Source organism: Geitlerinema calcuttense NRMC-F 0142, assembly GCF_030285425.1.
In genome coordinates, this window is record NZ_JASVEJ010000028.1 from 1 (window position 1) to 24,168 (window position 24,168).

General features: G+C 50.3%; 24 protein-coding genes, 1 tRNA gene and 2 pseudogenes. 17 read left to right on the forward strand and 10 right to left on the reverse strand.

The features are described from left to right. The 3 genes and pseudogenes from QQ055_RS07370 to QQ055_RS07380 all read left to right on the forward strand — a co-directional run. Positions 1–183, forward strand: a pseudogene (locus QQ055_RS07370) (hypothetical protein); the annotation flags it as partial. Positions 184–217: 34 nt separating this feature from the next. Then, positions 218–1,576 (forward strand): bifunctional UDP-N-acetylglucosamine diphosphorylase/glucosamine-1-phosphate N-acetyltransferase GlmU, encoded by a 1,359-nt coding sequence (glmU, locus tag QQ055_RS07375; RefSeq protein ID WP_286004471.1) that lies wholly within the window; start codon positions 218–220, stop codon positions 1,574–1,576. After that, entirely contained in the window at positions 1,549–2,493 is a 945-nt protein-coding gene (locus QQ055_RS07380; protein WP_286004472.1) for a glycosyltransferase family 8 protein, read from the forward strand. The genes glmU and QQ055_RS07380 overlap by 28 nt, the downstream gene beginning before the upstream one ends. Here QQ055_RS07380 and QQ055_RS07385 read toward each other — a convergent pair. From QQ055_RS07385 to QQ055_RS07395, 3 genes are all read right to left on the reverse strand, one after another. Further along, entirely contained in the window at positions 2,461–3,042 is a 582-nt protein-coding gene (locus tag QQ055_RS07385) for a hypothetical protein (RefSeq protein ID WP_190567220.1), read from the reverse strand. The genes QQ055_RS07380 and QQ055_RS07385 overlap by 33 nt on opposite strands. Before the next feature lie 69 nt (positions 3,043–3,111). Further along, on the reverse strand, positions 3,112–3,495 hold the full coding sequence (locus QQ055_RS07390; protein ID WP_286004473.1) for a VOC family protein: 384 nt from the start codon (positions 3,493–3,495) through the stop codon (positions 3,112–3,114). Next, positions 3,449–4,255, reverse strand: coding sequence for a hypothetical protein (locus tag QQ055_RS07395; RefSeq protein WP_286004474.1), 807 nt, complete (start codon positions 4,253–4,255; stop codon positions 3,449–3,451). The genes QQ055_RS07390 and QQ055_RS07395 overlap by 47 nt, the downstream gene beginning before the upstream one ends. 151 nt (positions 4,256–4,406) lie before the next feature. On the opposite strand from QQ055_RS07395, the gene QQ055_RS07400 reads away from it, so the two are divergent. The 3 genes from QQ055_RS07400 (at position 4,407) to QQ055_RS07410 (ending at position 7,734) form a co-directional block, all read left to right on the forward strand. Continuing rightward, positions 4,407–5,675, forward strand: a complete 1,269-nt coding sequence (locus QQ055_RS07400; protein ID WP_286004475.1) for a caspase family protein — start codon at positions 4,407–4,409, stop codon at positions 5,673–5,675. An 86-nt stretch (positions 5,676–5,761) separates the two neighbouring features. After that, positions 5,762–6,256: a hypothetical protein gene (locus QQ055_RS07405; protein WP_286004476.1), complete on the forward strand. Its 495-nt coding sequence runs from the start codon at positions 5,762–5,764 to the stop codon at positions 6,254–6,256. Positions 6,257–6,378: 122 nt separating this feature from the next. Then, a complete protein-coding gene (locus QQ055_RS07410; RefSeq protein WP_286004477.1) occupies positions 6,379–7,734 on the forward strand; it encodes a CmpA/NrtA family ABC transporter substrate-binding protein in 1,356 nt (451 codons plus the stop codon). Here QQ055_RS07410 and QQ055_RS07415 read toward each other — a convergent pair. Both QQ055_RS07415 and QQ055_RS07420 read right to left on the reverse strand, forming a co-directional pair. Further along, a complete protein-coding gene (locus QQ055_RS07415) occupies positions 7,731–8,669 on the reverse strand; it encodes a hypothetical protein (protein WP_069967669.1) in 939 nt (312 codons plus the stop codon). The two genes, QQ055_RS07410 and QQ055_RS07415, sit on opposite strands and share 4 nt — an antisense overlap. A gap of 111 nt (positions 8,670–8,780) precedes the next feature. After that, entirely contained in the window at positions 8,781–10,424 is a 1,644-nt protein-coding gene (locus QQ055_RS07420) for a D-Ala-D-Ala carboxypeptidase family metallohydrolase (RefSeq protein WP_286004478.1), read from the reverse strand. A 126-nt stretch (positions 10,425–10,550) separates the two neighbouring features. Here QQ055_RS07420 and QQ055_RS07425 point away from each other — a divergent pair, with 126 nt between their 5' ends. The 3 genes from QQ055_RS07425 to QQ055_RS07435 all read left to right on the forward strand — a co-directional run bounded on the left by QQ055_RS07425 (position 10,551) and on the right by QQ055_RS07435 (position 14,119). After that, positions 10,551–11,414 (forward strand): HAD family hydrolase, encoded by an 864-nt coding sequence (locus QQ055_RS07425; protein WP_286004479.1) that lies wholly within the window; start codon positions 10,551–10,553, stop codon positions 11,412–11,414. A 682-nt stretch (positions 11,415–12,096) separates the two neighbouring features. Beyond that, a complete protein-coding gene (locus QQ055_RS07430; RefSeq protein WP_286004480.1) occupies positions 12,097–13,104 on the forward strand; it encodes a hypothetical protein in 1,008 nt (335 codons plus the stop codon). A 133-nt stretch (positions 13,105–13,237) separates the two neighbouring features. Next, a complete protein-coding gene (locus QQ055_RS07435) occupies positions 13,238–14,119 on the forward strand; it encodes a carbohydrate ABC transporter permease (RefSeq protein ID WP_286004481.1) in 882 nt (293 codons plus the stop codon). A gap of 95 nt (positions 14,120–14,214) precedes the next feature. Here QQ055_RS07435 and QQ055_RS07440 read toward each other — a convergent pair whose 3' ends face one another. The 3 genes from QQ055_RS07440 to QQ055_RS07450 form a co-directional block, all read right to left on the reverse strand. Continuing rightward, positions 14,215–15,504 carry a bifunctional folylpolyglutamate synthase/dihydrofolate synthase gene (locus QQ055_RS07440; RefSeq protein WP_286004482.1) on the reverse strand — a complete coding sequence of 430 codons (1,290 nt, stop codon included), beginning with the start codon at positions 15,502–15,504 and terminating at the stop codon, positions 14,215–14,217. 75 nt (positions 15,505–15,579) lie between these two features. After that, on the reverse strand, positions 15,580–15,699 hold the full coding sequence (locus QQ055_RS07445) for a photosystem II protein Y (protein ID WP_069967663.1): 120 nt from the start codon (positions 15,697–15,699) through the stop codon (positions 15,580–15,582). 80 nt (positions 15,700–15,779) lie between these two features. Next, entirely contained in the window at positions 15,780–16,310 is a 531-nt protein-coding gene (locus QQ055_RS07450; protein ID WP_283362120.1) for a gamma carbonic anhydrase family protein, read from the reverse strand. Positions 16,311–16,429: 119 nt separating this feature from the next. Here QQ055_RS07450 and QQ055_RS07455 point away from each other — a divergent pair. The 3 genes and pseudogenes from QQ055_RS07455 (at position 16,430) to QQ055_RS07465 (ending at position 18,842) form a co-directional block, all read left to right on the forward strand. Further along, a pseudogene (locus QQ055_RS07455) lies at positions 16,430–16,938 on the forward strand (TIGR02652 family protein). Between the two features lie 25 nt (positions 16,939–16,963). Beyond that, positions 16,964–17,389 carry a VOC family protein gene (locus QQ055_RS07460; RefSeq protein ID WP_283362121.1) on the forward strand — a complete coding sequence of 142 codons (426 nt, stop codon included), beginning with the start codon at positions 16,964–16,966 and terminating at the stop codon, positions 17,387–17,389. Further along, positions 17,382–18,842, forward strand: a complete 1,461-nt coding sequence (locus QQ055_RS07465; protein WP_286004483.1) for an ATP-binding protein — start codon at positions 17,382–17,384, stop codon at positions 18,840–18,842. Before QQ055_RS07460 ends, QQ055_RS07465 begins: the two co-directional genes overlap by 8 nt. A 48-nt stretch (positions 18,843–18,890) precedes the next feature. On the opposite strand, the gene QQ055_RS07470 is transcribed toward QQ055_RS07465, so the two are convergent. Continuing rightward, positions 18,891–19,118, reverse strand: a complete 228-nt coding sequence (locus QQ055_RS07470) for a hypothetical protein (RefSeq protein WP_283362123.1) — start codon at positions 19,116–19,118, stop codon at positions 18,891–18,893. Positions 19,119–19,267: 149 nt separating this feature from the next. On the opposite strand from QQ055_RS07470, the gene QQ055_RS07475 reads away from it, so the two are divergent. The 4 genes from QQ055_RS07475 to QQ055_RS07490 all read left to right on the forward strand — a co-directional run bounded on the left by QQ055_RS07475 (position 19,268) and on the right by QQ055_RS07490 (position 22,132). Continuing rightward, on the forward strand, positions 19,268–20,137 hold the full coding sequence (locus QQ055_RS07475; protein ID WP_286004484.1) for an aldose epimerase family protein: 870 nt from the start codon (positions 19,268–19,270) through the stop codon (positions 20,135–20,137). A 64-nt stretch (positions 20,138–20,201) separates the two neighbouring features. Further along, positions 20,202–20,273: transfer RNA gene (locus tag QQ055_RS07480), tRNA-Lys, on the forward strand. Between the two features lie 330 nt (positions 20,274–20,603). Next, positions 20,604–21,683, forward strand: a complete 1,080-nt coding sequence (fba, locus tag QQ055_RS07485; RefSeq protein ID WP_069967656.1) for a class II fructose-bisphosphate aldolase — start codon at positions 20,604–20,606, stop codon at positions 21,681–21,683. 245 nt (positions 21,684–21,928) lie between these two features. Beyond that, the gene (locus QQ055_RS07490; protein WP_286004485.1) at positions 21,929–22,132 is read left to right on the forward strand and encodes a hypothetical protein; all 204 of its coding nucleotides are present in this window, start codon (positions 21,929–21,931) and stop codon (positions 22,130–22,132) included. A gap of 110 nt (positions 22,133–22,242) precedes the next feature. Here QQ055_RS07490 and QQ055_RS07495 read toward each other — a convergent pair whose 3' ends face one another. Beyond that, positions 22,243–23,028: an RNA polymerase sigma factor SigF gene (locus QQ055_RS07495; protein WP_071958158.1), complete on the reverse strand. Its 786-nt coding sequence runs from the start codon at positions 23,026–23,028 to the stop codon at positions 22,243–22,245. Between the two features lie 333 nt (positions 23,029–23,361). On the opposite strand from QQ055_RS07495, the gene QQ055_RS07500 reads away from it, so the two are divergent. Next, positions 23,362–24,087, forward strand: a complete 726-nt coding sequence (locus QQ055_RS07500) for a Bax inhibitor-1/YccA family protein (protein ID WP_286004486.1) — start codon at positions 23,362–23,364, stop codon at positions 24,085–24,087. Positions 24,088–24,168 lie beyond the last annotated feature (81 nt).

The window sequence follows — 24,168 nt, forward strand, 5'->3', positions numbered from 1 at the left end:
ACTGGAAAAGAAACCGCTAAACGCCATCCAACCCTAGGGAAAAATGTTGTCGTCGAACCGGGCGCTAAGGTTCTGGGTAATATCTGCATTGGCAATGATGTGCGAATTGGCGCTGGGGCAATTGTGCTTCGCAACGCCCCCAATTCCCAACTCCCTTCTTCCCCATCTCCCCACCCTGTTTGATATACTCTCCTGTGGGTTAATTCATGGATCGGTGATGGTAGCAGTAGCAATTCTCGCGGCAGGACGCGGGACGCGGATGAAATCTCAGTTGCCCAAGGTGCTTCATCCTTTGGCAGGGCGATCGCTGATTCGGCGTATTCTGGATAGCAGCGATTGTGTCTCCCCAGTTCGCCGTTTTGCGATTGTGGGTTATCGGGGCGATTTGGTTAAGGCGTCGCTAGCGGATTTGAGTAATGTTGAATTTGTTGAACAAACCGAACAACTCGGAACCGGACACGCGATTCAACAGTTGCTTCCCTATTTAACAGATTTCCAAGGGGATTTAATTGTTCTGAATGGGGATGTACCGCTATTGCGTCCTGAAACGATTCAAAATTTATTACAGACGCACAAATCTAACCAAAATGCGGCTACGATTCTGACGGCCCATTTGCCCAATCCCAAGGGGTATGGGCGGGTGTTCTGCGATGGTCAGAATTTGTTACAGCAGATTGTTGAGGATCGCGACTGTACGGGGGCGCAACGGCAAAATCGCCGGATTAATGCCGGGATTTATTGCTTTAATTGGGAAAAATTGGCCCAGGTGCTTCCGGGATTGAAGTCGGAAAATGACCAGCAAGAATATTATCTGACGGATGCAGTCAATTACCTCAATCCGGTGATGGCACTGGATGTGGAGGATTATGAGGAGATTTTAGGGATTAATGACCGCAAGCAGCTTGCAACGGCTTACGAGATTCTGCAACGCCGGGTAAAAGAGGCGTGGATGACGGCTGGCGTGACGCTGATTAGTCCCGAAACGATTACGATTGACGATACGGTACAGATTGAGCCGGATGCAATTATTGAACCGCAAACCCATCTGCGGGGCAAGACGCTGATTCGTTCGGGCTGTCGCATTGGGCCGGGTAGCTTGATTGAAAATAGCGAGATTGGCGAAAATGTGACGGCGATGTATTCGGTGATTGCGGATAGCGTGGTGCAAAGCGGTACTCGGATTGGGCCTTACGCGCACCTACGCGGTCATGTGGAGGTGGGTTCGGGTTGTCGGATTGGCAATTTTGTTGAGTTGAAAAATTCCCAATTGGGCGATTGCACTAATGTAGCCCATCTCTCATATCTGGGCGATGCACAACTCGGTGAAAAAGTCAATATCGGCGCGGGAACGATTACGGCCAATTATGACGGCGTGAAGAAGCACAAAACCAAAATTGGCGATCGCACCAAGACGGGTTCTAATAGCGTGTTAGTTGCGCCGATTACCCTGGGTGAAGATGTCACGGTTGCGGCGGGGTCAGTGTTGACGGAAGATGTGGGTAATGATGCACTGGCGATCGCGCGATCGCGACAAGTGGTTAAACCCGGTTGGCGGTTGAAATCCCCGGAGGAGTAAGCGTTAATAGCGAACCCTTAGTTCTGGTTTGTGCGGCGGATAACGAGTTTGCAATGCCTTTAGCCGCGATGCTGGCTTCAGTAATGGCAAATTTGCAAACCGTGGATGGCGTCGCACTTTTTATTATCAATGGCGGTATTCGCGATCGCAATCGGCATAAAATCCAACAATCCCTAGACTTAAATCGGATAACGATAACTTGGCTAGAACCCCCCCTAGAACGTCTTGAGGGCTTAAAAGTCCAAGAACGCATCCCCATCGCCTCCTATTACCGCCTGCTGATTCCCGAACTCTTGCCCCCACAATACAGTAAAGCCATTTACCTCGATAGCGATCTGATCGTGAATGCGGATCTCGGTCAACTGTGGCAGCTTAACCTAGAAAACCATGCGCTTCTAGCCGTTCAAGACCCCATTATTCGCACCGTCTCCAATCGCAACGGATTAGCGAACTACCGAGATTTAGAGCTAGCACCCGATACCCCCTACTTTAATGCAGGGGTTTTAGTTCTCAATCTTTCCGTTTGGCGCACCCAGAACCTCAGCCGCCAAATTCTCCAATATCTGGTTGCTAACCGCGATACCCTGCGCTGGCACGATCAAGATGGACTGAATGCAATTCTCGCCCAACGTTGGGGCCAACTTGACCCGCGCTGGAATCAACTGCACATCATCCACAAGTATCGATCTTGGCAGGAAAGTCCCTATCCTGAAAGCACGTACCGCGCTGTATTAGAAGACCCCTATATTGTGCATTACACGACCTCAAGCAAACCTTGGCGAGTGGGGTGTCAGCATCCCAAACGGGACTTATTTTATGATTACCTCAATTTAACTGCATGGTCGGGCTGGCGACCGACCCGCTGGAACCGAGGGTTACGCAAATTAGAGCGACTCCAAGAACGCTTCCGGCTCTAACACCCAGAGTACGTAACCTTTGGGTGAAGGAGTGACAAGTGCCTTATCATTGCGCTGTTTTAAGGCTTGGATGCGTTCTAAGGCTAGTTTGAAGTCGGGTTCAATCCGGAAAAGACTATAATAAGCCCCTTCAAACTGAACAGCAGGCAGTTTGTGCTTTAAATCGGGTACCCGAATATGGCAGGGTTGGTATTGACTGCGAGAGACGAGCATGGGGAACTGTTCAAAACTTAAAGATTCTGTTCCCTTGGGCACAACAGATTGGGTATTGTTTTTAAAGTTTTCGGGGTGTGCTTCGGGTTCCCATACCCACAGGATATAGCCTTTGGCACCTTGAACCATGCGAGCATCATCGCCGCGAGCAATTAGTTTTTCTAAGACTCGCAAGGCGCGATCGCGTTCGGTTTCAACTTTGAATAAACTGTAATAGCGATCGCCAATTTGAATCGCCGGTAAGCGTTTGTCTAAGTCGGGGACTTGGATGTGGCAAGGTTGATATTGGCTGCGCGAGAGGAGAATCTTTTCGCTGAGGCTTTGGGAGTTAATCACGGTAGGAAAAAGCGTATTCTGATACGGCAGAGGAGCGCGGTAAACTTTCTTTAATTTTCTCAGAGAGTCTTAGGGATTTGCAACAATTGCTTGATGGAGAATCAGGCGATTTCCCTCTGGATCGCGCGCGTAGACCTCCCGTCCATGAGAAGCTTGGGTAATTTCCGCTGCGGGCGGATAGCCTAATTGTGTCAAATGGGCGATCGCGGCTTCTAAATTTTCCACTTCCAAGCACAAACTCATCGAGCCGCTTGTACAGCCAGCAAACTCGCCCTCATCGCTGGCTTTTGGCTCAAAAATGCCCAGACGCAACCCCGGTAGTTGAAACTCTGCATAAACATTGCTAATACACGGCTGAGGCGACTGGTTGAGCAACTGCCCGTAAAAAGTCACTAAACTTTGCCAATTACGGGCAGCCACCACCATCCAAGCCGAGTGTAGTTTCAGCACCACGCCTTACTGAGCCGGACGACAAACGCCCCCTTGACAAACTAATCCGCCTGCACCCGGTACGGGTTGATTCTGCGAGGGAATAATTTGTTGGGGGGCTTGAGGAACCACTTGAGGAACCTGCTGAGGAACCGCTTGACCGGGTTGTACGGGAACCGCACCGGGCTGTACTGGGATGCCATTGGGTTGAACGGGGATCGCAGCCCGGTTGAACGGGAATTGCACCGGGTTGTACTGGGATCGCGCCCGGTTGAACGGGAACGCCTTCCACCTGTCCGGGGAAGGGAACCACTTGACCGGGTATAATTCCCGGTTGAGGCGAGGGCGGCGCGGCGGGTTGGGCGGCTGGCGCGGCGGGTTCTGGCGTTCTAAAGCCTAATAAAACTTCAGCATTGGGAAGATAGGTCGCCCAAGCTCGCGGATCGGGACGGCGGCTCCACTGGGGGCGAGTTGCTTCTAGCGTCAGGATCGGTACCGAGGCTCCGTTATTTTGAGCCACGATGATAATCGAGACATCGGTTGCTAATAAGTCACTATCAAAGGTGCGTTGGGCTGCGGCTCTCGCGGCGGCTTCTGCCCGTTGCAATAAGGTTTGATACGATTCGCCACCTGTGCGAGTGATGGTGACAGAGGCTCTGGCGGTATAGGCTTGTGCCGGTTGAGGCGCGATCGCTGTGGCTAGAGTCCAAACGCCTCCGCTTAATCCTACGACAACCGCTAAACCCCAAGGCGCGATGTGTTTCCCGATGGCGACGCTTTTCATATTCTGAAGCTGGGAAAGGATAAATTTTTTTTAATAATACCCTTTATAGGTTTAAGCACCTCATTCCCACGATATATTCGAGCGCCTATACTATTACTGTCTCTAAGACTGCCGATTTACATTTCTATACACAATTACTGAGGCATGGGTGATGGGGAAAACATTTGCGATCGCCATTGGCATTAATCAATATCAGCATTTTCAACCCTTGAACTATGCCCAGCAGGATGCTCAAGCCCTGTGGGATCTGTGGACGCAACGCTTAGGCATCCCGTCCAACCAATGTTTTTTATTAACCGATAGCGCCCAAGCGATTAACGGACAATCGACCTACCCGGAACGCGAAACCCTCCAGAACTGGCTAGACTATCTCAGTGGCGATGGGCCAATGGCCGATTCGCCCCTGCAACCGGGCGATTACCTCTGGTGCTTCTTCAGCGGTTACGGCGTTTCCCATAACGGTCAAGACTATCTGATGCCCGTCGATGGCAACCCAGAAAATATCGAAACAACCGGCTTATCTCTGCGCTGGCTGTTTACCTGCCTGCAACACGCTCCGTGCGATCGCGTTTTCGTCTTTCTCGACATGAACCGACCAGCCAGCATCCAGTCGGGGAGCCTTTTGGGAACCCATACCGCCACCCTTGCCCGCGAAATGGGAATCCCCACCTTCTTATCCTGTCAGCCCAGCGAAATCTCTCACGAAACCGCTGACTTGCGCCAGGGAATCTTTACCCAAGCAGTATTAGAAGCCCTACGTTCCGAACAAGTTCAAACCCTCGCAGAACTCGAAGACTATCTGCAAAAGCGCGTCCCGGAATTGTGCGACCATCACCTGCAACCGATCCAGAACCCGCTATTAGTCGTCAGTCCTCCCGAAAAAATTCATCAGCCCTTGGTGCCCATTCTGGGACAATCAACCCCCACCAGTAGCGCCACCGTGCCTTTCCCTACAACCCTCAAGCCCGCAGAAAGCGCGATCGCCCCTAAACCGACTGCCAAAGAACCCCCTCCCCAAGAGGATTCGGGCTTTTGGAAGCAGTTAATTCTCGCCTGTTTTGGCATTGCAGCGCTGTTATTGGCAGGTGTCTTTCTGACCAACCGCACGGCATTTACAGGCAATCCGCAAGCCCCTCAAGTCGCGACACCGGGCGCTACCGATCCGGGCGCGGCTCCCGTCGCCACAGATCCGGGTGCGGCTCCCGTCGCTACCGATCCGGGCGTCACGGCGGTTGTGCCGCCCGTAGACCCTGGGGAAACGCCCCCGATCCGGAACCCACGGCCGTCGATCCTGAGCCATCTCCCGCCCCTCCAGAGGCCTCTCCTAGCCCCGTTCCGGTTGCCCCTGCGACAGTCCCCACCACTGCACCCGCACCGGCTCGACCCGCCGCCCCATCGCCCACCAACCAAGAACTGTTAGGACGGGCTAGAACAGCATTAGGGAGCAATGCCTCAGATTATGTCAGAGCGATCGCGATCGCCCGTCAGATTCGACCGGGAGAGTCCATGTATCAGCAGGCGCAAATTGATATCGATCGGTGGAGTCAAGCCATTTTAGACATTGCGGAAGGACGCGCCAGACGCGGCCAGTTTGCGGCGGCGATTTCGGCGGCGCGACTGGTACCGACCGACCGGCCGGCGATTCATCGAGCCGCACAAAACGCGATCGCTCGTTGGGAAGCCCAAGGGCAACAACAACAAGCCAATCAGCAAATTCTCAACCAAGCCAATCAAAGCATCCGGGCAGGTAATGCAGAATCTTACGTTCAAGCGATTAATACCGCTCGACGCATTCCCCAAGGGCAACCCCAATACTTTGAGGCTCAACAGCGGATTAACCAGTGGAGTCGCAATATTTTGCAGTTGGCTTACGCCCAAGTTTCGGGAGGGTCGTTAGAAAACGCGATTCGGATCGCCTCCCTGGTTCCGGAAAACACCGAAGCCCGCCCAGAAGCGCAAAGTGCGATCGCCGTTTGGCGCAACCGTCAGACCCAACGATAAGCGCCAGGAACTCTCCGGCAGATCCGATCGACTTCCGATTCACGCAGGCAGAGAACTTAAAATTAGGCTCCAGAGTTCTCTGTCCTCGCTAATATAGCAGGGAGTATGGGAGGAACGATTTCTTGGGTAAGTTTTCGCGTCGCCAATTTTTCTGGAGGGCAGGAGCTGCAACGGCTAGCTCAATTCTCCTCAAAGGCTGTATGGGCTATTCCCCAGAGGCGCTCAACCCCATCCCCCCAATTGCCCAAACCCCAGGAGGACGTTGGGTTGCCAAACCTGCACCGGAAACCCCTCAGATTACATTAGGCTACTTTCCCACCCTAGCAGCCGCGCCTTTGATTATTGCCCAAGAAAAAGACCTCTTTCGTAAATACGGCATGAGCGAAGTGGTCTTGATCGAACAAACCGATTGGACGGCCGCCCAAGCTCAAATTCGCCAGGGCAGCAGCCGAGAAGGGCTGGATGGCGGTCAATGGTCGATGCCGCTTCCCTATCTACTCTATGAAGGTTTGGGAAGCGCGAATAATCGGCGCATTCACTTATATGTTTTAGCAAAACTCAATACCCAAGGACAGGCGATCGCGGTCTCGAATCTCCACAAAGCCCAAAATCTCGCCCTCAACCTCAACAACGCAGCAGAGTACATCAAAACCTTTTCCCTAACGCAAGGGCGGCGTTTTCGAGTGGCTTCTGCTTTAGCGAATATCAGTCCATCGCTGTGGTTGCGCTACTGGCTGGCCGCCGCCGGGATCGATCCCGACACCGATGTGGAATGGGCGAACGTTCCCATTGCGGAAGCTATCCAAGGCTTGAGTAATGGCAGTATCGATGCAGCTTGCTGTAGCGATCCTTGGTCGCAACATATTGTCCATGAAGATATCGGTTACATTGCAGCCCTCAGCGGCGACATTTGGCCATTCCATCCAGAAGACTATTTTGCCCTGCGAGCCGAGTGGGTCGATCGCCATCCACAGGCAACCCTAGCCATCCTCAAAGCCCTTTTGGAGGCGCAGCAATGGTGCGATCGCCCCGATAGTCGTCAAGAGCTAGCGCAAATTTTATCCCGACGCCAATACTTAAACTTTCCGGCCTATCGCCTAGCACGCACTTATCAGGGAAAATACTGGATGGGCAACGGCAAGCGCCCGCTCGATCGAAGCGATCGCAGTCCTTTCTATTGGCGAGATGAACGCGGGAGCAGTTCTTTTCCGTATAAAAGTCACGAACTCTGGTTCCTAGTCGAAAGCGTGCGTTGGGGATTTTTACCCGCAACGGCGATCGCCCAAGCGCCCCAACTGATCGACACCATTAACCGCCAAGACTTGTGGCGCATGGCGGCTAGAGCGCTGGAAATTCCCGATCCAGAAATTCCGACGAGTGCCTCGCGCGGACAAGAGCGCTTTTTTGATGGCACCCTTTTCGATCCAGAAGACCCCTTAGCTTATCTCGAAAAGCTCGAAATCAAACGTCTGAGCTAGCTTTGACGGCCCGAACGACTCACGCGAGAACTCGATCCCCGGCTTTTGCCTTGAGATTGTCCGCTAGAACCGCTTTGAGACTGTCCCTTGGGGCGTGCCTGTTGGCTGCTGCCTGAAGAGGAACTTTTGCCCGAAGAAGAGGCGGCGTCGCTACTGCCTTCCTTGGGAGCCGCAAGGGGCGGGCGGCGGGTGGTGCGAATGGTCACGTTGCTACCTTCGTTGAGTTGTTCTAACACCAACAAGGGGGTCGGTTTCGCTTTTTGATCCCAGTGCAGGTTAACCAGTCGGCCCCCCATTGCTGGTTGCCAGTTGTCGGCGGCGGTGGGACTGAGATAGGTTTCAATGCAGTCAATAATTTGGCTGACGGTTTGGGAGGTGGGAACGGCGGGTAATTTGGTGAGTTTAATTTGAATGCGGAATAGTACGCGCTTGATGCCTTTGGGCGAACCGTCGGGTTCATATTCCACATCAAAGATTTCATCCACTTGACGGGCAGCGGCGGGGCTGCCAATTTTGCCTTCTTTGGCTTGGGTGGGGCGCAGGGCTTCAGAAATTTTATCTTTAACTTTGACTTTAATTTGGTTGACGATCGCAAAGTGGAAGACTTCTTCTTCCATCCGCATTCTCAGATAATCGAGGTTGAACTCTCTAGAGTGAACTAAGTCGGGGTTGGCTTCCATTTTGGTAATGGTACCGAGGGCCAATTTTAATTTCTTTTTGAGTTCCTGGTTTTTAAATTCCTCAAATTTAACCTTTTTTGCCAGTTGATCGAGTTGAATTTTGCCGTAGACGCCCAGTCCAATAAGAGCCACTAACAAAGCACCCGAAATAATCATCCAAGGGGAGATGGGCGGAGATTCTCCCGTTCGGGCAGCAGGAGACGCGGCAGGGGCTTGAGCAAGCATGGGGTTAACAAGGATGATTGGAGTAGGCATGAGTTCAGTCCCGGCTGAAATAAAAATTTAGTCTTCTTTTCTATAGGGTGCCCTAAACTATCGGGAGATGCGATCGCCAACTTAACAGAAAAGTAGAATTTGCATAAAGCTTTAGTTAAGCCAACGGGCGCGATAGCTGCGAGCATCAATGTGACTGAGATACGGATAGCTAGCATAACGACCTAATCCCCCCGGCCACCACGGATCGAGGAACCAATACAATTGATTGCCGGTTAAGCCATCGCAATAAAAATCGATGGCATCTCCTACAATATGACGGCTGTTTGAAACCCCACCGACGCGAGCATTGATATCTGGGGGACGGTACCAACTGGTGACATGAAAGGGCCTGCCAATGCGATCGCGGGCTTGTTGAGCAAGTTGAGCAATTCTGACAATTGCATCTACCGTTTCTTGATCGGGAGGCATTCGCGTCCCGCCGTGGGTCGCTTCAGCCCAGGTAAAAACGCTGTTAGGAATAATTGAAGCATGAATTTGGATATTCGAGGGCGTCCACCGATCGGGACGGCGCGGTAAAACAATGGGAAGAGGTGGGGGTGGGGCTTCGGGAGTATTGCGCGGCGCGCTGTTCATTCGCTTCAGGTCTTCGGTTAAGCCGTTAATGGCCTGTTCGCGGGTGACTTGGTTGCGCCAAAGCTGTACGAGGCGGATCAGGGCTTCCCGTTGGCGGTCTTGTTCTTGATAGGCGGTGGGCACGCGCTGTATAAAGTCTAGCAATTGCCGATCGAGTTGGGCGGCGACGGTAGCCAGCAGGGCCGGGTTATCGGCTTCTAAAGAGATTAGTTTGGCATCTAAACCCAATGCCAGTAAGGCAGAGGCGCGCGAGTCGAGTTGTCGCCACAAGCGAAAGCCTTCGGTTAAGGCTTGGCGCTGCATTCCGGTGCCTTGGTAAAATTGGGGGACGCGTTGCACAAAGGCAATTAAGGCGGGATCGATCTGTTTGATGCTGGGTTCGGGGGAGGTATTCTGAGCTAAGGAGGCGATCGCCGCTTCGCGAGAGTCGAGTTGTCGCCACAGTTGCGTCATCCGAATTAGGGCTTCTCGTTGGTGGGGGATGCCTTGGTAGTGGCGGGAAATGTTTTGGATAAATTGGGTTAAGGCGCGATCGAGTTCGCTGTCGCTGCTGGAGGTCAGGTTTAAAGAGGCGATCGCAGCGGCTCTGGTATCGAGTTTACGCCACACGCGCAGCAGTTCGAGTAGAGCATCCCGTTGATGGGGCAGTCCGCTATAAAAGCGCGGCAAGCGGTCAATCAGGGCCAATAGGGCGGAGTCGAGATACGCTAAATTTTGCGGCAGTTTGTCAAATTGAAAGTCCGTGTTTAAATCGTTGAGGTAGGCTTGCCACAGGGCTTGAGCGTTACAGGGTTCGAGTTGGCAGGCGGCGGGGATGTTGGCGCTGGGGGTGTAGCCTGTGGCGATCGCTTCCATAAAAGATCGCGTATGGTAGCCGTTGCTAGCATCCCACAGGTTATCGGCTTGCCAGCCTTTACTGGTTAATGTATCGGTAATTGCGCGCAGAGTATTGGCGGCATACTGGACTTGTCCAACAAAGCTACTGACTTCTTCTAAACGAATGCGGTTTGCTGGAGAAATACCTAACCCCTTGTCTCCATTGCTTAAGGTGGGTTGCTGTTGCACCTGATACAACGCCGCTAAAATCGACTTGTGAATGCCGACTCGTTCTGCTTCAAGCAAGTAGAGGTAGTTTCGTTGATCTGGAGACAATTTGCTCATAGGACCTTTGCAGATGCAATAACGGGCGTTTAGGACACGCCTTCAGGAGACAATGCCCTAATTTAATCATCTTTGCGTAGTGAACTTAAACTGAGTGGGTGCGAACCCCGTAAAACTTTGCTAAATATGAACACTCTTAGTCACGATTCCCACAGGAATCGTCAAATCTTACAGGTTTTTCAGGCGATTCATTTGGTAGCGACGGATATGGATGGAACGCTGACGGTAGGCGGGAAGTTTACCCCAGCGTTGGTACAGTCGTTTCTTGATTTAGCCGCAGTCGGACAGTCTGTTTTAATTGTCACAGGGCGTTCGGCGGGTTGGGTCAGCGGTTTGGTGAGTTATTTACCGATTGCAGGCGCGATCGCGGAAAATGGAGGTCTATTTTATCAGGCCAATAGCGAGCAACCTATTCTCTTAACTCCCATTGCCGATTTAAAGGCGCATCGCCAGCAACTTCGGGAGATGTTCCGCCAACTGCAAGCGGAGTTTCCCCAACTGCAAGAATCGATTGATAATGCTTTTCGCCTTACCGATTGGACATTTGATGTGGCAGGTCTGTCTCCCGATATTTTAGATCGTTTGCGCGATCGCACTCAACAAGCGGGTTGGGGATTTACCTACAGTTCGGTTCAATGCCATATCAAACCCGCAGATCAAGACAAGGCTAAGGGGTTGTTGCAAGTTCTGGGACATTATTTTCCAAATGTATCAGTTTCGGAAGTTGTGACAGTTGGAGATAGCCCCAATGATAGTAGCTTATTTAATCGCGATCTATTTCCCCATTCGGTAGGCGTTGCGAATGTCCGAGAATATCTCGATCGCTTAAGCGAGCGTCCGCGCTATATTACCCAATCCGCAGAGGGTTTAGGATTTGGCGAATTGGCAAAACTGCTGATTGCGGCAACTCAGCCAGAGACAAGCACCGATCTCAAAGAGATTGTGACTGATTCTTTACACTTCACGAACTTGAGCGATCTCACTCAATAGGGTGATTTCATCAAAATTTCCTGAGAGATAGGATCGAGGGGCTTATTCAAGCAATTGGATATTTTTAATAATGCTTTCAATTACCTTTGATTGAAGATTTGCTCTTAACTTTGACTTGAGCCTAGTGCTGCAAGCATGAGCTGACATCGGTTTGCGAGATTGAACGCTAAGGCGACGAAAGAATTAAATCAAGCGATCGCCCTCAGTTCATCTTTCAATCCCTGGTTGATTTGCGATCGCGATTTTCAAAAGAGTTTGACGATCCCCAAAAATTAATTATACCTTGATTGATTGACTGCTGAAAGTCCTATGCTGTCGTAGTTAGCGTTAGCGTAATCCAGCAGTCAGGGTTGTATTGGGTTTCGTCTTTCAACCCAACCTACGCGGATCTCTTGATTTTCAGTCAGCCAGAATTATACCCCTAGATAGGATAGAAACTCAGATACTTTTTTGCTTTCTATTCTCATCAATTGCGTCGATAATTGACTGAGTATAAAATTCTGCATGATTGTATAAATTTTCTGGATTGAGTTATCTAAAATCGCAAAAATTAAATCAAAAATCATCCTGAAAGAGAAAATAATCATCCGTAATAGCCATGCAGAACAATTGATAGATGAGGCAATTAAAACACCCCTCAATCTACTCAATAATTCTTGTAACTTTCTCAACAGCCTGTCTTATGAAAAAGCTTCGATTCTTCATTTCCCTAGTGCTATCTCTAGCCGTGGGAATCTCAACTTTAGCAATACCCGCTGCCTTTGCCCAAAACACCAGTAACACGCTAACCTCAGAGATTGTAGCTGCCCCTGCTGCTGCACCTCAAGGGTGTCGCCGCGTCATTAGCGATGGGTTAGCCGTGCGAACTTCACCCGGAATTAATGCTCCCATGTTAACCGATCGCTTGGGTAACGGAATTTACCTTCCCTTCGATCAAATTATCGGTTTAACAGGAGACAACCCCGTGAGGCGCGATAATACAACCTGGTTGCAAATTAACTATCCTGAAGTGGGTTGGGTTGCCCTCCAAGATGCCATTAGCGGTGATATCTTTATTGGTACAACGTCTTCCACCGAATGTAATTCGGGTGGCGGCGGTGGCGGCGGTGGCAGTGCAGACGCCCCTCGCGGCTGTCGTCGCGTTATCGTGGATAATTTAGCAGTCCGTCGCAACCCTGGTTTAACATCAGCCTTAGTGCAAGATCGGTTTGGACGCGATGTTTACTTACCGTTCGATCGAGTCATTGGTTTACCAGGCACGACTCCTGTTAATCGCGATGGTACCACTTGGCTGAATATTGCCCACCCCTTTGAAGGTTGGGTAGCCTTAAGCGATCCCAATACTGGAAGAATCTTCTTGGGAACAACCACAGCCACTCAATGCGGTTTAAATGGGGGTGGCGGCGGTGGCGAAATTCCCGGATACACCATCACCAATACAGGCGCAACGGGTTGTCGGGGGATTATTAATGGCAATCGCTATATTCGCGCCTACCCAGGAGTCAATTCTACCGCGCTAACCTTGAGTAGAGTTGGCGATCGCATTTCTCTAACGGGGCGCAAAGCCACCGGAAGCGATCGCTTCACCTGGTTAGAAGTCAGCAATCCCATTCCAGGTTATTCTAGAGGCTGGATTGCCGCTGATGATGGCCCTGGAACAACCTTCTACCTTGGCGATAACTGCCGCTAGATTTATCTCAAAATAGGATTGAAAGGCGATCGCGATCTCAAGGTGCGATCGCTTTTCGCTTTAACTTGAAAAATAGCTCAGTTTGTCATTAGGCTTAGGTCAATCGCCCACTGAGATTAACGCCTTCATCCCTATGAAAGACTGGTTTCACTACCGCCAACGCCTAACGCCTTACTTATTTCTAGCGCCAGCCTTAATCATTCTGGGCTTAACCGTATTTTGGCCCGCTTTGCAGGCATTTTATCTCAGCTTTAACCGCTACGAATACGATCTAACTCAAACCCCGCAATGGGTAGGTTTAGCCAACTTTCGGCGGTTAAGCCAAGATCCTGTATTTTGGCAAACCTTACGCAATACCCTGCTATACCTCGTGGGGGTTGTCCCTATTTTAGCGATCGCGCCCTTGGGTTTAGCGATTTTAGTCAATCGTCAACTCCGGTTCATTACCTGGTATCGCGCCGCCTTCTATACGCCTGTCATTATCTCAATGGTGGTTGCGGGGATTGCATGGCGGTGGCTTTATGCAGAAAATGGTTTATTGAATCAGTTTCTTCGACCCTTGGGAATAGAACCGATCCCTTGGCTAACGCATCCGAGTTGGGCGCTCAATAGCGTAATGGCCGTTACCATTTGGAAAGGGCTAGGCTATTACATGGTGATTTATCTAGCAGGCTTGCAGTCTATTCCCCAAGAACTGTACGAAGCGGCCGCCATTGACGGATCGGATGGCATCAGGAGACATTGGGATATTACCGTCCCTTTAATGCGCCCTTATTTATTCCTGGTTGCGGTCATTTCGGCGATTTCAGCGACTAAGGTCTTTGAAGAAGTTTACATCATGACCCAAGGCGGCCCGCGCAATAGCTCTAAAACCATTGTCTATTATGTTTACGAGCAAGCCTTCCGCAATTTAGAAATTAGCTATGCTTGCACGATTGGCTTAGTGTTATTTCTGATTATTCTGACCCTATCGCTGATTAATTTGAAGCTTTCTAGCCAAACGCGATCGCTGTGACTCATCTAAATTGCTGTTAGGGGAAGGATAGTCGCCTAGGTTAGGTTGAAGTCCAAAACCCAACAGCAGCCAGGGACTTTTAGCAGTTTTGTCAATTAATCAGGGGGTTGAGAGTCCTGTTTGAGAAAGTCGCCAATGAGATATAATGAACCGCACAAAATAACAAGATGCTGAGGATCTGCAACTGCTGCGGTTAAAGCGGTTTCAACGTCTGGGTGAACCTGACAAAGGGCTAATTCTGAAGTCACTTCTTGGGCCAGTTTTGCCAGTTGTTGGGGTTCGGCGCAATCATGATTGGGAACGGGAACGAGGTTTAATTGATTTCCGGGTTTGAGTAAAGCCTGGAAAATGTCCCGATGGTCTTTGGTGGATAGCATCCCCATCACCCAGGTTATTTGGGTTTCTGCATATCCTAGCGTCTCGATGTATTGGCGCAACACTTGGGCGGCGGCGGGGTTGTGGGCCCCATCAATGAGAATGCGGGTATTTTGCCAAGAATACCACTGCAAGCGACCTGCCCATTGGGTTTGGGCCATGCCCTGCTGGATGGTAGTGTCGGGGATATGCCAACCTTGTTGTTGTAAGAGTTGGAGAGTGGCGATCGCCAGGGCTGAATTCTGTAATTGCATCTCTCCCAATAGGCTCACCGGATAGGTCATCTCTGTCAATCCGGGTGGTGGCATAAATTGGGCCTGACCCGATCCTAAATCTAACGCGGGTGGCACGAAAATGGCCGGACAGTTGAGTTCTTGAATTCTGGCGGCTACGACAGCTTGCGCTTCGGGGGGTAAAACGCCAACGACGGCTGAACATTCGGGTTTGAGAATTCCCGCTTTTTCCCTAGCGATATCGGCGAGGGTGGGGCCTAAAATTTGCCAGTGTTCGCGACTGATGGAAGTAATAATGCTGACTAACGGTTTCTCGCAGACATTCGTCGCGTCTAAGCGTCCCCCCAACCCCACTTCAATGACGGCAATATCGACCTGTTGCTGGGCAAAATAAAGCCATGCAGCGGCCGTTACCACCTCGAATAGGGTGGGAGAGTAATCCTTAGCTTCTACCGTCTCTCGGACGTGCCAGAGTAAGGCTTTAAAATCGGCAGTGGAGATGGGGATACCATTGATGCAAATCCGTTCTGTCCAATCTATTAAGTGCGGTGAAGTATAGCGGCCTGTACGGTATCCAGCCGCAGTTAAAACTGAGGAGAGATACGCACAAACCGACCCTTTGCCGTTGGTTCCCGCAACGTGAACGATCGGGACTTGTTGTTGGGGGTTGCCTAAATCTGTCAGGAGTTGGCGAACGCGTTCGAGTCCCAATTTCACCCCAAAGGGCTGAAAGGGTTTGAGGATCTCGTCAATTTCCCACTCAGAATGTTGTTGCACGCTTTTCAACTCCTACAAAAGAAAACTGACTGTCTCTTGGTGGAGAAACAGCCAGTTTATTAAGATAAATTACAATTAGGCTTGTTTGTTTAAGAAGTTCTGAACTTGGGCGATCGCAATCTTACCGATGTTGTAGAAAGCCCAGCCACCCGCAACCATTAAGGGCAGTAGAACAATTAACACGCGTAAGTCCATAGTCTGCTTCTCCAATAAGATTTTTAAACCCTTCTCATATTTTATATTTAACCTACTTTTGCCATTTTTAACAGAGGATTTTAACCCGGAGCCGAAAAACCCAGGTTTGTCCCTTTCCCCGCATGGACTAAAGCCAGTTGGTAGTAGTGCTTGGCATGTTCGATTAAATCTGCGGCCTCAGTTTGGGGCACCTCGCGCAGGCGTTTTCCGGGAATGCCCACCACGAGGGAAAACGGCGGCACATCTTTTGTAACAACCGCCCCCGCCCCAATTATACTGCCAGTTCCCACCCGCACCCCATTGAGGACAATCGCTCCAATCCCAATCAAACAGCCCCGTTCGATATGGGCGCTATGAATAACGGCGCGATGGCCCACGGTAACATATTCTTCTAAAATCGTCGGCTGACCCGGATCGCCGTGTAAAATAGCCCCATCCTGAATATTTGTAAAATCGCCGAGTTCAATCCGTTCCACATCGGCCCGTACAACCGCCGAGTACCAAATACTCGCCCCCGTCGCGATCTTCACTTGACCGATGACAGTGGCATTGGCTGCAATAAAAGCGGCCTGAGAGAGGTCTGGGATGGTTAAAATCTGAAAATCAGCCACGGGAATTACTTCAATTCAAGAAAAATCTACAGGAGTGGGGATTAGAACACCACAACCCCCCTAGTTATAATAAAATCACTTGGGACTGGCGCAATTGAGATTATGCTGGTATACGCTTCATGATTAACCCTGGTTTGCAGTATCCAATATTCGGCCCGAAATTCAGTGCCCCCATTGTCGCCAGCAAATTCCGGCGCTAACACTGACCGATACTTATCTGTGCCCGCGTCACGGGGCTTTTGAAGCCGATCCGAAAACGGGGGAACTGATTCATCTCCAGTCGGGACGGCATTGGCGGCGGTGGAATAATGAGTGGTATCGACAGCACACGCATCCGGATGGGATTCGCTTTGAGATCCACGAAGCCCTTGACCGACTGTATACCCAAGGCTACCGGGCAACGCGGGTAATTATTGCCAGCCGCTATAAGGATTTAATTAGTTCTTATTTGGAACGCAGTACGCCTTGGCGCAATCAGACGGAACCCCAGCGCCCTCGGCTGTACGGTTTGCCTGTGGAGTTTAGTCCCGATCCCCAAGAGGAACCCTGTTGGGAAGTGATTAATTTCGATCTAGAGAAGGAACCGGGCGCGCCCGTTCGCTATCCTTATTTTCGATTGTTTGAGTAAGTGTCCCCCGTGCGAGTTATGCCCCATGCATCACGCTTCGATTCGGACTGCTAATATTCATCAAGCGATCGCCTTTTATGAAGTGTTGGGGTTTACGGTTTGCGAACGCTTTACCGCAGGCATTACCCTGGCCTGTTGGATGGAAGGGTTGGGGGGTAGAATTGAATTAATCCAAATTCCCGAACCCCGACCGGCGGCGGATGCGTTTGGGGATGAGCATTACACGGGATATTATCATTTATCCTTTGACTTAACGGAGCAAACGCCAGATTTACCGATGTGGTTGGAGGATTTGCGATCGCGCATTGCTCAATCGTCTCAACTGTCTCCTTTGCGAGTGTTACTAGAACCAACGCAGCAGAGGATTGGCGATCGCGTTTACGAAGTGGCATTTATTGCCGATACGGACGGTTTGCCTCTGGAATTCTTGCGGGTTATGGGGAATGCCTAGCGATTCAGATGTCGCCTTTGCTGACAATTGGGCCTATTTACGCACCGAGTTAAACTGGTTAGACCGACTGCTGCGCCAAGCCTATGCGCGATCGCAACAGGAAACCAAGGAAATTGAACGGGTGGCGCGTTCTAAGGGCGATCGCGCTACGAGTCATTGGTGGAAGGGAATTATTACCTTGCCCTCTGGGGGGTACGATGACCATCAGGCTGCTCATACACCCAGCGAAAGCAACCCACCGCAAACCTATCAACAGCAATTAGAGGGGCGAATTCTCGCAAGCTATCAGCGCGGGGTAGCATTGGGCTTGCCTCAATTGTGCGATCGCTTAGGACTGACGGTGTTTGAAAAAAATACGGTCTTGATTGGTTTAGCCCCGGAGGTGAACCGCCGCTTTTCTCGCTTATACGGCTATTTGCAGGGCGATGAGAGGGGCGGATTGCCCACCGTTGACCTGATTTTACGTTTGCTGTGTCGCGGGGACGTAGAATGGCGTGCTGCGAGGATGCGCTTGAGCGCGTTATCCCCTTTGAGGCAATTGGGTTTAGTCGAATTTCTCCCTAGCCCGCCGGAAACGTTCTTGGTGAGTCGCTGCAAGTTAAGCGAATCTTTGATTAATTATCTTTTGGCTGATGTTCCCGATGAGGAACAGCTAGAAACCTTGCTGGTACAGGCTGCTCAACCCGCTGGATCTTCGCCCCAACGGTTGCTGCGATCGCTTGTTCCTCACCAGGGTTGGTCTAATTTGGTCTTACCCCCGGTGGTGCGATCGCGGTTGATGGGTTTGATACCGCAATGGCAGTCCCCCGATCGCGTGGAAGATGAATGGGGGTTTGGTTCGCTGCCAGACGTGCAAGGCAGTATCATCCTTTTAGTGGGAGGTTGGGGAACCGGAAAAAGCGCGATCGCCCAAGCAATGGCTCATACCTTGGAGCAACCCCTATTTTATGCCGATCTCGCCCTGCTCAATCCCCAGGAACAGGCTCAACTCCTGCGAGAAATTACAGCTAGCGATCCGCCGATTTTATTGCTGAAGTCGGCGCAATGTTGGCTGAGTCGCCAGTCGGTTCTCAACCCTTCAGAGGTGGCTCAGTTATTTCAGCACCGCCGACAACAGCGAACCCTGACCTTCTTGAGCATGGAACGACGCTACAGTATGGTTAGCAAACTCAAAGGCGGATTGGATGCAATAGTTGAGTTACCGCTACCCAGTCAGAGCGATCGCCTGCTGCTGTGGAAACAAGCTTTTCCACCCCAAGCGCCCCTAGAGTCTGACCTAGATTGGGGACAATTGGCAAAACAGTGGCAGCTTACCGGGGGAGAAATTAGGGCGATCGCGCGTCAAGCTGCACTTTTGGCCGCCGCAGAAACTCCGACGGCAGCCATTGGGATGAGACACTTAAATTTAGCTTGGGAGCAAAAGAACTTCCAGGGCAGATATCGTCGTTCCTGAAAGTCTTGGGAAAATCCTACGGGAAAGCCCGATCCGACCTTGAGCCGATTAATTCAGCACGGAAACGTTACGAGCAATGTGAGCGTACTCGCTGGGTACGTTACCTCGCCCTTCTCGCTTGACAACTCCTCGACGAACTGCGCCGTAAAGTTCATCTAGCGCTTCAATGTCCGATTGTTGATAGGCTTTAATAGCCAAGACTTGGCGGATCAGGCTTTCAGATTCTACACTTAGCCACCCGGTTTGGAATGCAGATTGTACAAGTCTACGAATCATCTTGACCTCACCAGCCCTACCCGTTAGTTGCTACTGTCAGTATCGACGATTTTTTACGTCAGGGAATTGACGGGGATCGGCACTCCCTTGTGATCGAACGCACTTAAGCAGAAATATGGAAACCGATAAAATTGCTTGGAGGAATTGATATGAGAGCGATCGCGGTTGAACAAGGTCAGTACAAAACTTATATTCTCTCTGACCCCACAAACTCAGCTCGACTCGAAGTTGTACCCGAACGAGGTGGCATCATTACGCGGTGGCGATGGCGCGATCGCGATCTGCTCTACCTCGATGCCGAACGGTTTGCCAATCGCGAACTCAGCGTTCGAGGCGGCATTCCCATCCTATTTCCCATCTGTGGCAACCTTCCAGACAACACCTATACCTACCAAGGTCAGTCCTATCATTTAAAACAGCATGGTTTTGCTCGCGATCTGCCTTGGCAAGTCACCGCCCAAAGCCAGCCAGATCCCCTAAGCCTCACCCTCACCCTCACCAGTAATAACCAAACTTACGCTGTCTATCCATTTGATTTTTGCCTGGAGTTTACCTACCAACTCCAAGGCGATACGCTGAACATTCAGCAGCGCTATCTCAATCAATCCGCCGAACCAATGCCCCTTTCAACCGGGTTGCATCCTTATTTTCAGGTGGCGGATAAAAGTCGCCTGCAACTTGATATTCCCGCCGAACAGTATCAAGACCAGATTACCAAGCAAACGCACGCCTATTCGGGTGGGTTAGACTTCAACCAAACCGAAATTGACATTGCTTTCGGTTCGCCGACTCGCCAGCAGGCTGCTGTCAGCGATCCGGAAGCGGGGGTGCAAATTAGCCTGAGTTGGGATAGTGCCTACACCACATTGGTGTTTTGGACGGTTCAAGGTAAAGACTACTACTGTCTGGAACCTTGGACAGCACCCAGAAACGCGCTCAATACCGGAGAACACTTGATTTCTCTGGCACCTGGGGCAACCTTAGAAACCTGCGTGACGATGACCGCGAAAAATATTTAAAAAAGGGGTTGCTTTTTTCTAAAAGTGCGTGCTACCTTAGTAAAGGTCTGAAATTCAGTTCAGCGGGTCGCTAGCTCAGCGGTAGAGCACTCGGCTTTTAACCGATTGGTCTCGGGTTCGAATCCCGGGCGACCCATAAAGCCAGTTCTAAGAAAAAATATACCGTGAAGGGCAGTCTCCACTCGGATGAGGGATAGCTGCGTTTAGGGTCGCTCAAGAATCAGAATCGCGAATAAAACCCAAGAGAATACTCGCCATCCAACCTTGGGCAAATGGGACGTAAACATTTGAAGGCTAAGGACTTCGTGCCTTTTGCCCCAAACCAAAATCAGGATAGGCGGCAAACTAAAAAACGCTTAGAATTCGCCATAAGTAGAAAAGTATCTTAAGATTAATTTTAATATCAAGATCAAGTTCGTCTGAAACCAACCGGCGGAAAAAGACCAAGTTATTAGGAGGATCATTTATGGCGCTTGTACCGATGCGGCTGCTACTCGATCACGCGGCTGAGAATGGCTATGGTATTCCTGCTTACAACGTTAACAACATGGAGCAGATCCAAGCCATCATGCAGGCTGCGGCAGAGACCAACAGCCCAGTGATTTTACAAGCTTCCCGTGGCGCTCGCAAGTATGCTGGCGAGAACTTCCTGCGTCACCTAATTTTAGCGGCAATTGAAACTTATCCTCATATCCCCATTGTCATGCACCAAGATCATGGCAATGAACCCGGAACTTGCTACTCCGCAATGAAACATGGTTTCACTAGCGTCATGATGGACGGTTCTTTGGAAGCTGATGCCAAAACCCCATCTAGCTATGAGTACAACGTCAACGTCACCCGCGAAGTTGTTAAAGTAGCTCACTCCATCGGGGTTAGCGTTGAAGGCGAACTCGGTTGCTTGGGTTCTCTGGAAACCGGAATGGGTGAAGCAGAAGATGGTCACGGTTTTGAAGGTAAACTCGACCATTCTCAACTGCTGACCGATCCCGATCAAGCCGTTGACTTCGTAGAACAAACTCAAGTTGACGCTTTAGCCGTTGCCATTGGTACCAGCCACGGCGCTTACAAGTTTACTCGCAAGCCGACCGGCGAAATCTTAGCCATCAGCCGAATCGAAGAAATTCACCGCCGCCTGCCAAACACCCACTTGGTCATGCACGGTTCTTCTTCCGTACCCCAAGATTTGATTGAATTAATCAACCAATACGGCGGTGCTATTCCTGAAACCTACGGCGTACCCGTTGAAGAAATTCAAAAAGGGATCAAGAGCGGCGTTCGTAAGGTGAATATTGACACCGACAACCGCTTGGCTATCACCGCTGCGGTTCGCGAAGCCTTAGCAAAAGATGCCAAAGAATTTGACCCCCGTCACTTCCTGAAGCCCTCCATCAAGTACATGCAAAAAGTCTGTGCTGAACGTTATGAAGCGTTTGGTACTGCGGGTAATGCAAGCAAGATCAAGCAAGTTACCTTAGATGACTTTGCTGCAAAATACGCAAAAGGCGAACTCAGCGCTGTCACCAAAAAAGCTGTCACCGCTTAGACTCAGCGCTGAGTAAAAAGAGCTTTTTACTCGCGAATTGAATTCAAACCGGGTTGCTCTCTCAGCGACCCGGTTTTATTTTGGCAATCTAGGTTGAGATAACATAGGCGTCAAATTGTCAACCACCTGTTGGATCTTTTTCCGGAACTCAGGCCCTTCAATGCGATTTAAACAGAAGTCAGCGAAACACGCCTGTTAACAACGCGTCGTTTTAAATAAGCTTCTGACTCTGAGGCCTTCCAACTATGCCAAACGAACTCAAACGCCAAAACTGCACCCACCAGTGCGCTCAGGGTCATTGTCCCTTTGTCAACGACCCACAAAACCCTCGGAGATATGTTTGTCTCAAATGTGGTTTAGAGCGTTCTCTCGACAAGTACGAAACTGAAAATCCACCCGTTTTAGCTTTGATCCTCACCGCCATCATTCTTTTTATGCTGGTGCTGTAGGGGGTGGCGATGAGAACTGAACGATTAGCAAGCCGTTCCATCATCCAACACAAAGAAGGGGGGTTAGTTATAACCCCCCTTATTCACGATCCATGACAACAACCCACACATCAAGGCTCAGTTTGTAAACTTTGTGGCTGTACAAACGAAATCATTTGTTCAATTCCGCGTTGAATTCGGCGGCTTACGGTCATTGGACTGACTCCAATTTTTTCTGCAACTTCTTTACGAGACAATCCATTAACCATCACAAATTCAATGGCTGCTCTCGTTGTTTCTTCGAGTTGGCTTAAAGCATTCTGTAATTGCTGTCTTTCTTCGTCGAGTTCTTGTAAAATTTGGTAGTGAGAATCGGGCAAAGTTTCACCCAACGTTACCACATTATCCATTTGCTGCCCAATCTTGGCATCTAAACTTAAAGGCTGACGATTTTGATCGGTCATTTTAGCTTCTGTCCATTCTTGAACAGAAACATTTAATTCTTGGGCAACTTCTGTATCGCTTGGCAAGCGCCCCAAGGATTTTGTTAACTCTTCGCGAACTTTTTGACCGTCTTTTTTCAAATCTTGCCAGCGACGGGGAATCTTGACTACGCCTGACCTGTCGCGCAAGTAATGCAGCATTTCGCCACGAATATAAGGAACTGCAAAAGAGCTAAAGGCACAGCCTTGAGATGGATTAAATCGTTCGATGGCTCGAATTAATCCTAAGCAACCAATTTGCTCTAAATCTTCATAGGGTTCAGTGCATTGACGGCTCACGCGGTGAGCAATCTTCCGGACTAAACCGATATTCATCTGCACGAGTTGATTGCGAATTTCTACCGTAGGATTTTGGTAGTAAGCAATCAAAAGTTCCATTCCCCGAAAGCGCAGAGAAGATTGATTAGTTAGCATCTATCGCAATCCCTTGCATCCTAGCTATGCCTATTGTCTAAGGACTGCCCAAGAGAAACCATCGTTAATTTACTGAATACTGAAAGCCCTCCGCCAAACCCTCAGCAAAATCACGTAGGTTTCTAGAATGTTTCTCAATCGAACGCGATATTTCTTAACAGGGTGCAATCCCTTCTACTCCGCTGACTCACCTAACTTTGATACTTCCGGATTGCAAGGTGCGGGGAATTGGGGGTTTGCAGACTCCCCCAAGGATAAGACTTCTGTGGACTGTTAGAGGGGAAGTTGAGCGACAATAGAGTTATTGAAACTCCATAAGGAGGAAGCCTCTTAATGAGTAACACAAGTAACTTCCGCCAAGCCCTAAAGGATGCTCGCAATCAGTCGGTGATTGGGCCGAATGTGATTCCCAAAGCATTGCCCTATGTAGGGGGCGGCTTGGTTTTAACGGCCATTGGTACCTATGGCGGTTTGATGGTGATTCAGAACAATCCCGGCTTATTTATGCCGACCTTCTGGGTGGCGTTAATTGCCGAATTAGTTCTATTCTTTGTTGCCCGTGGCGTCGCCGAGAAAGGCAACAATGCAACGGCACTTCCCCTACTGGCAACCTATAGCTTGCTTTCTGGCTATACCCTCAGCGGCTTAGTGTTTGTCGCCCTAGGGACGCAAGGGGTGGGGATTGAGGGAATTGCGATCGCCGCTTTAGGTTGTGGTGTAACCTTCGTAGTAGCGCGGCAAATTGGCTCTAACCTCTCCGACCAAGATGGTTTAGCGCTGACCCAAACCATTCAACTCGCCTTAATAGCCTTTCTGGTCGTGATTGTCGCCCAGTTTGCCCTCGCTTTCTTCGGCGTCTATACCCCCACCTGGCTAGAAATCGCCATTTCCGGCTTTGGCGTCTTCCTATTTGCTGGGGTTGCAGTGGTCGATTTCTACATCCTGCCTCGCAGCTATCGCGATGAACAATATCTGCCGGCCGCCCTATCGATGTACCTCACCTACATCAACCTGTTTATTTTCATCCTGCGGTTGTTGATTTCCTTAAACCGCGATTAATCCATCCCCTCACACTCTGGCTTTGCAGGCTCAACCGCCTGCTTTTTTTTGACCGAGTTAATGAAAAAGATTGTCAAAATT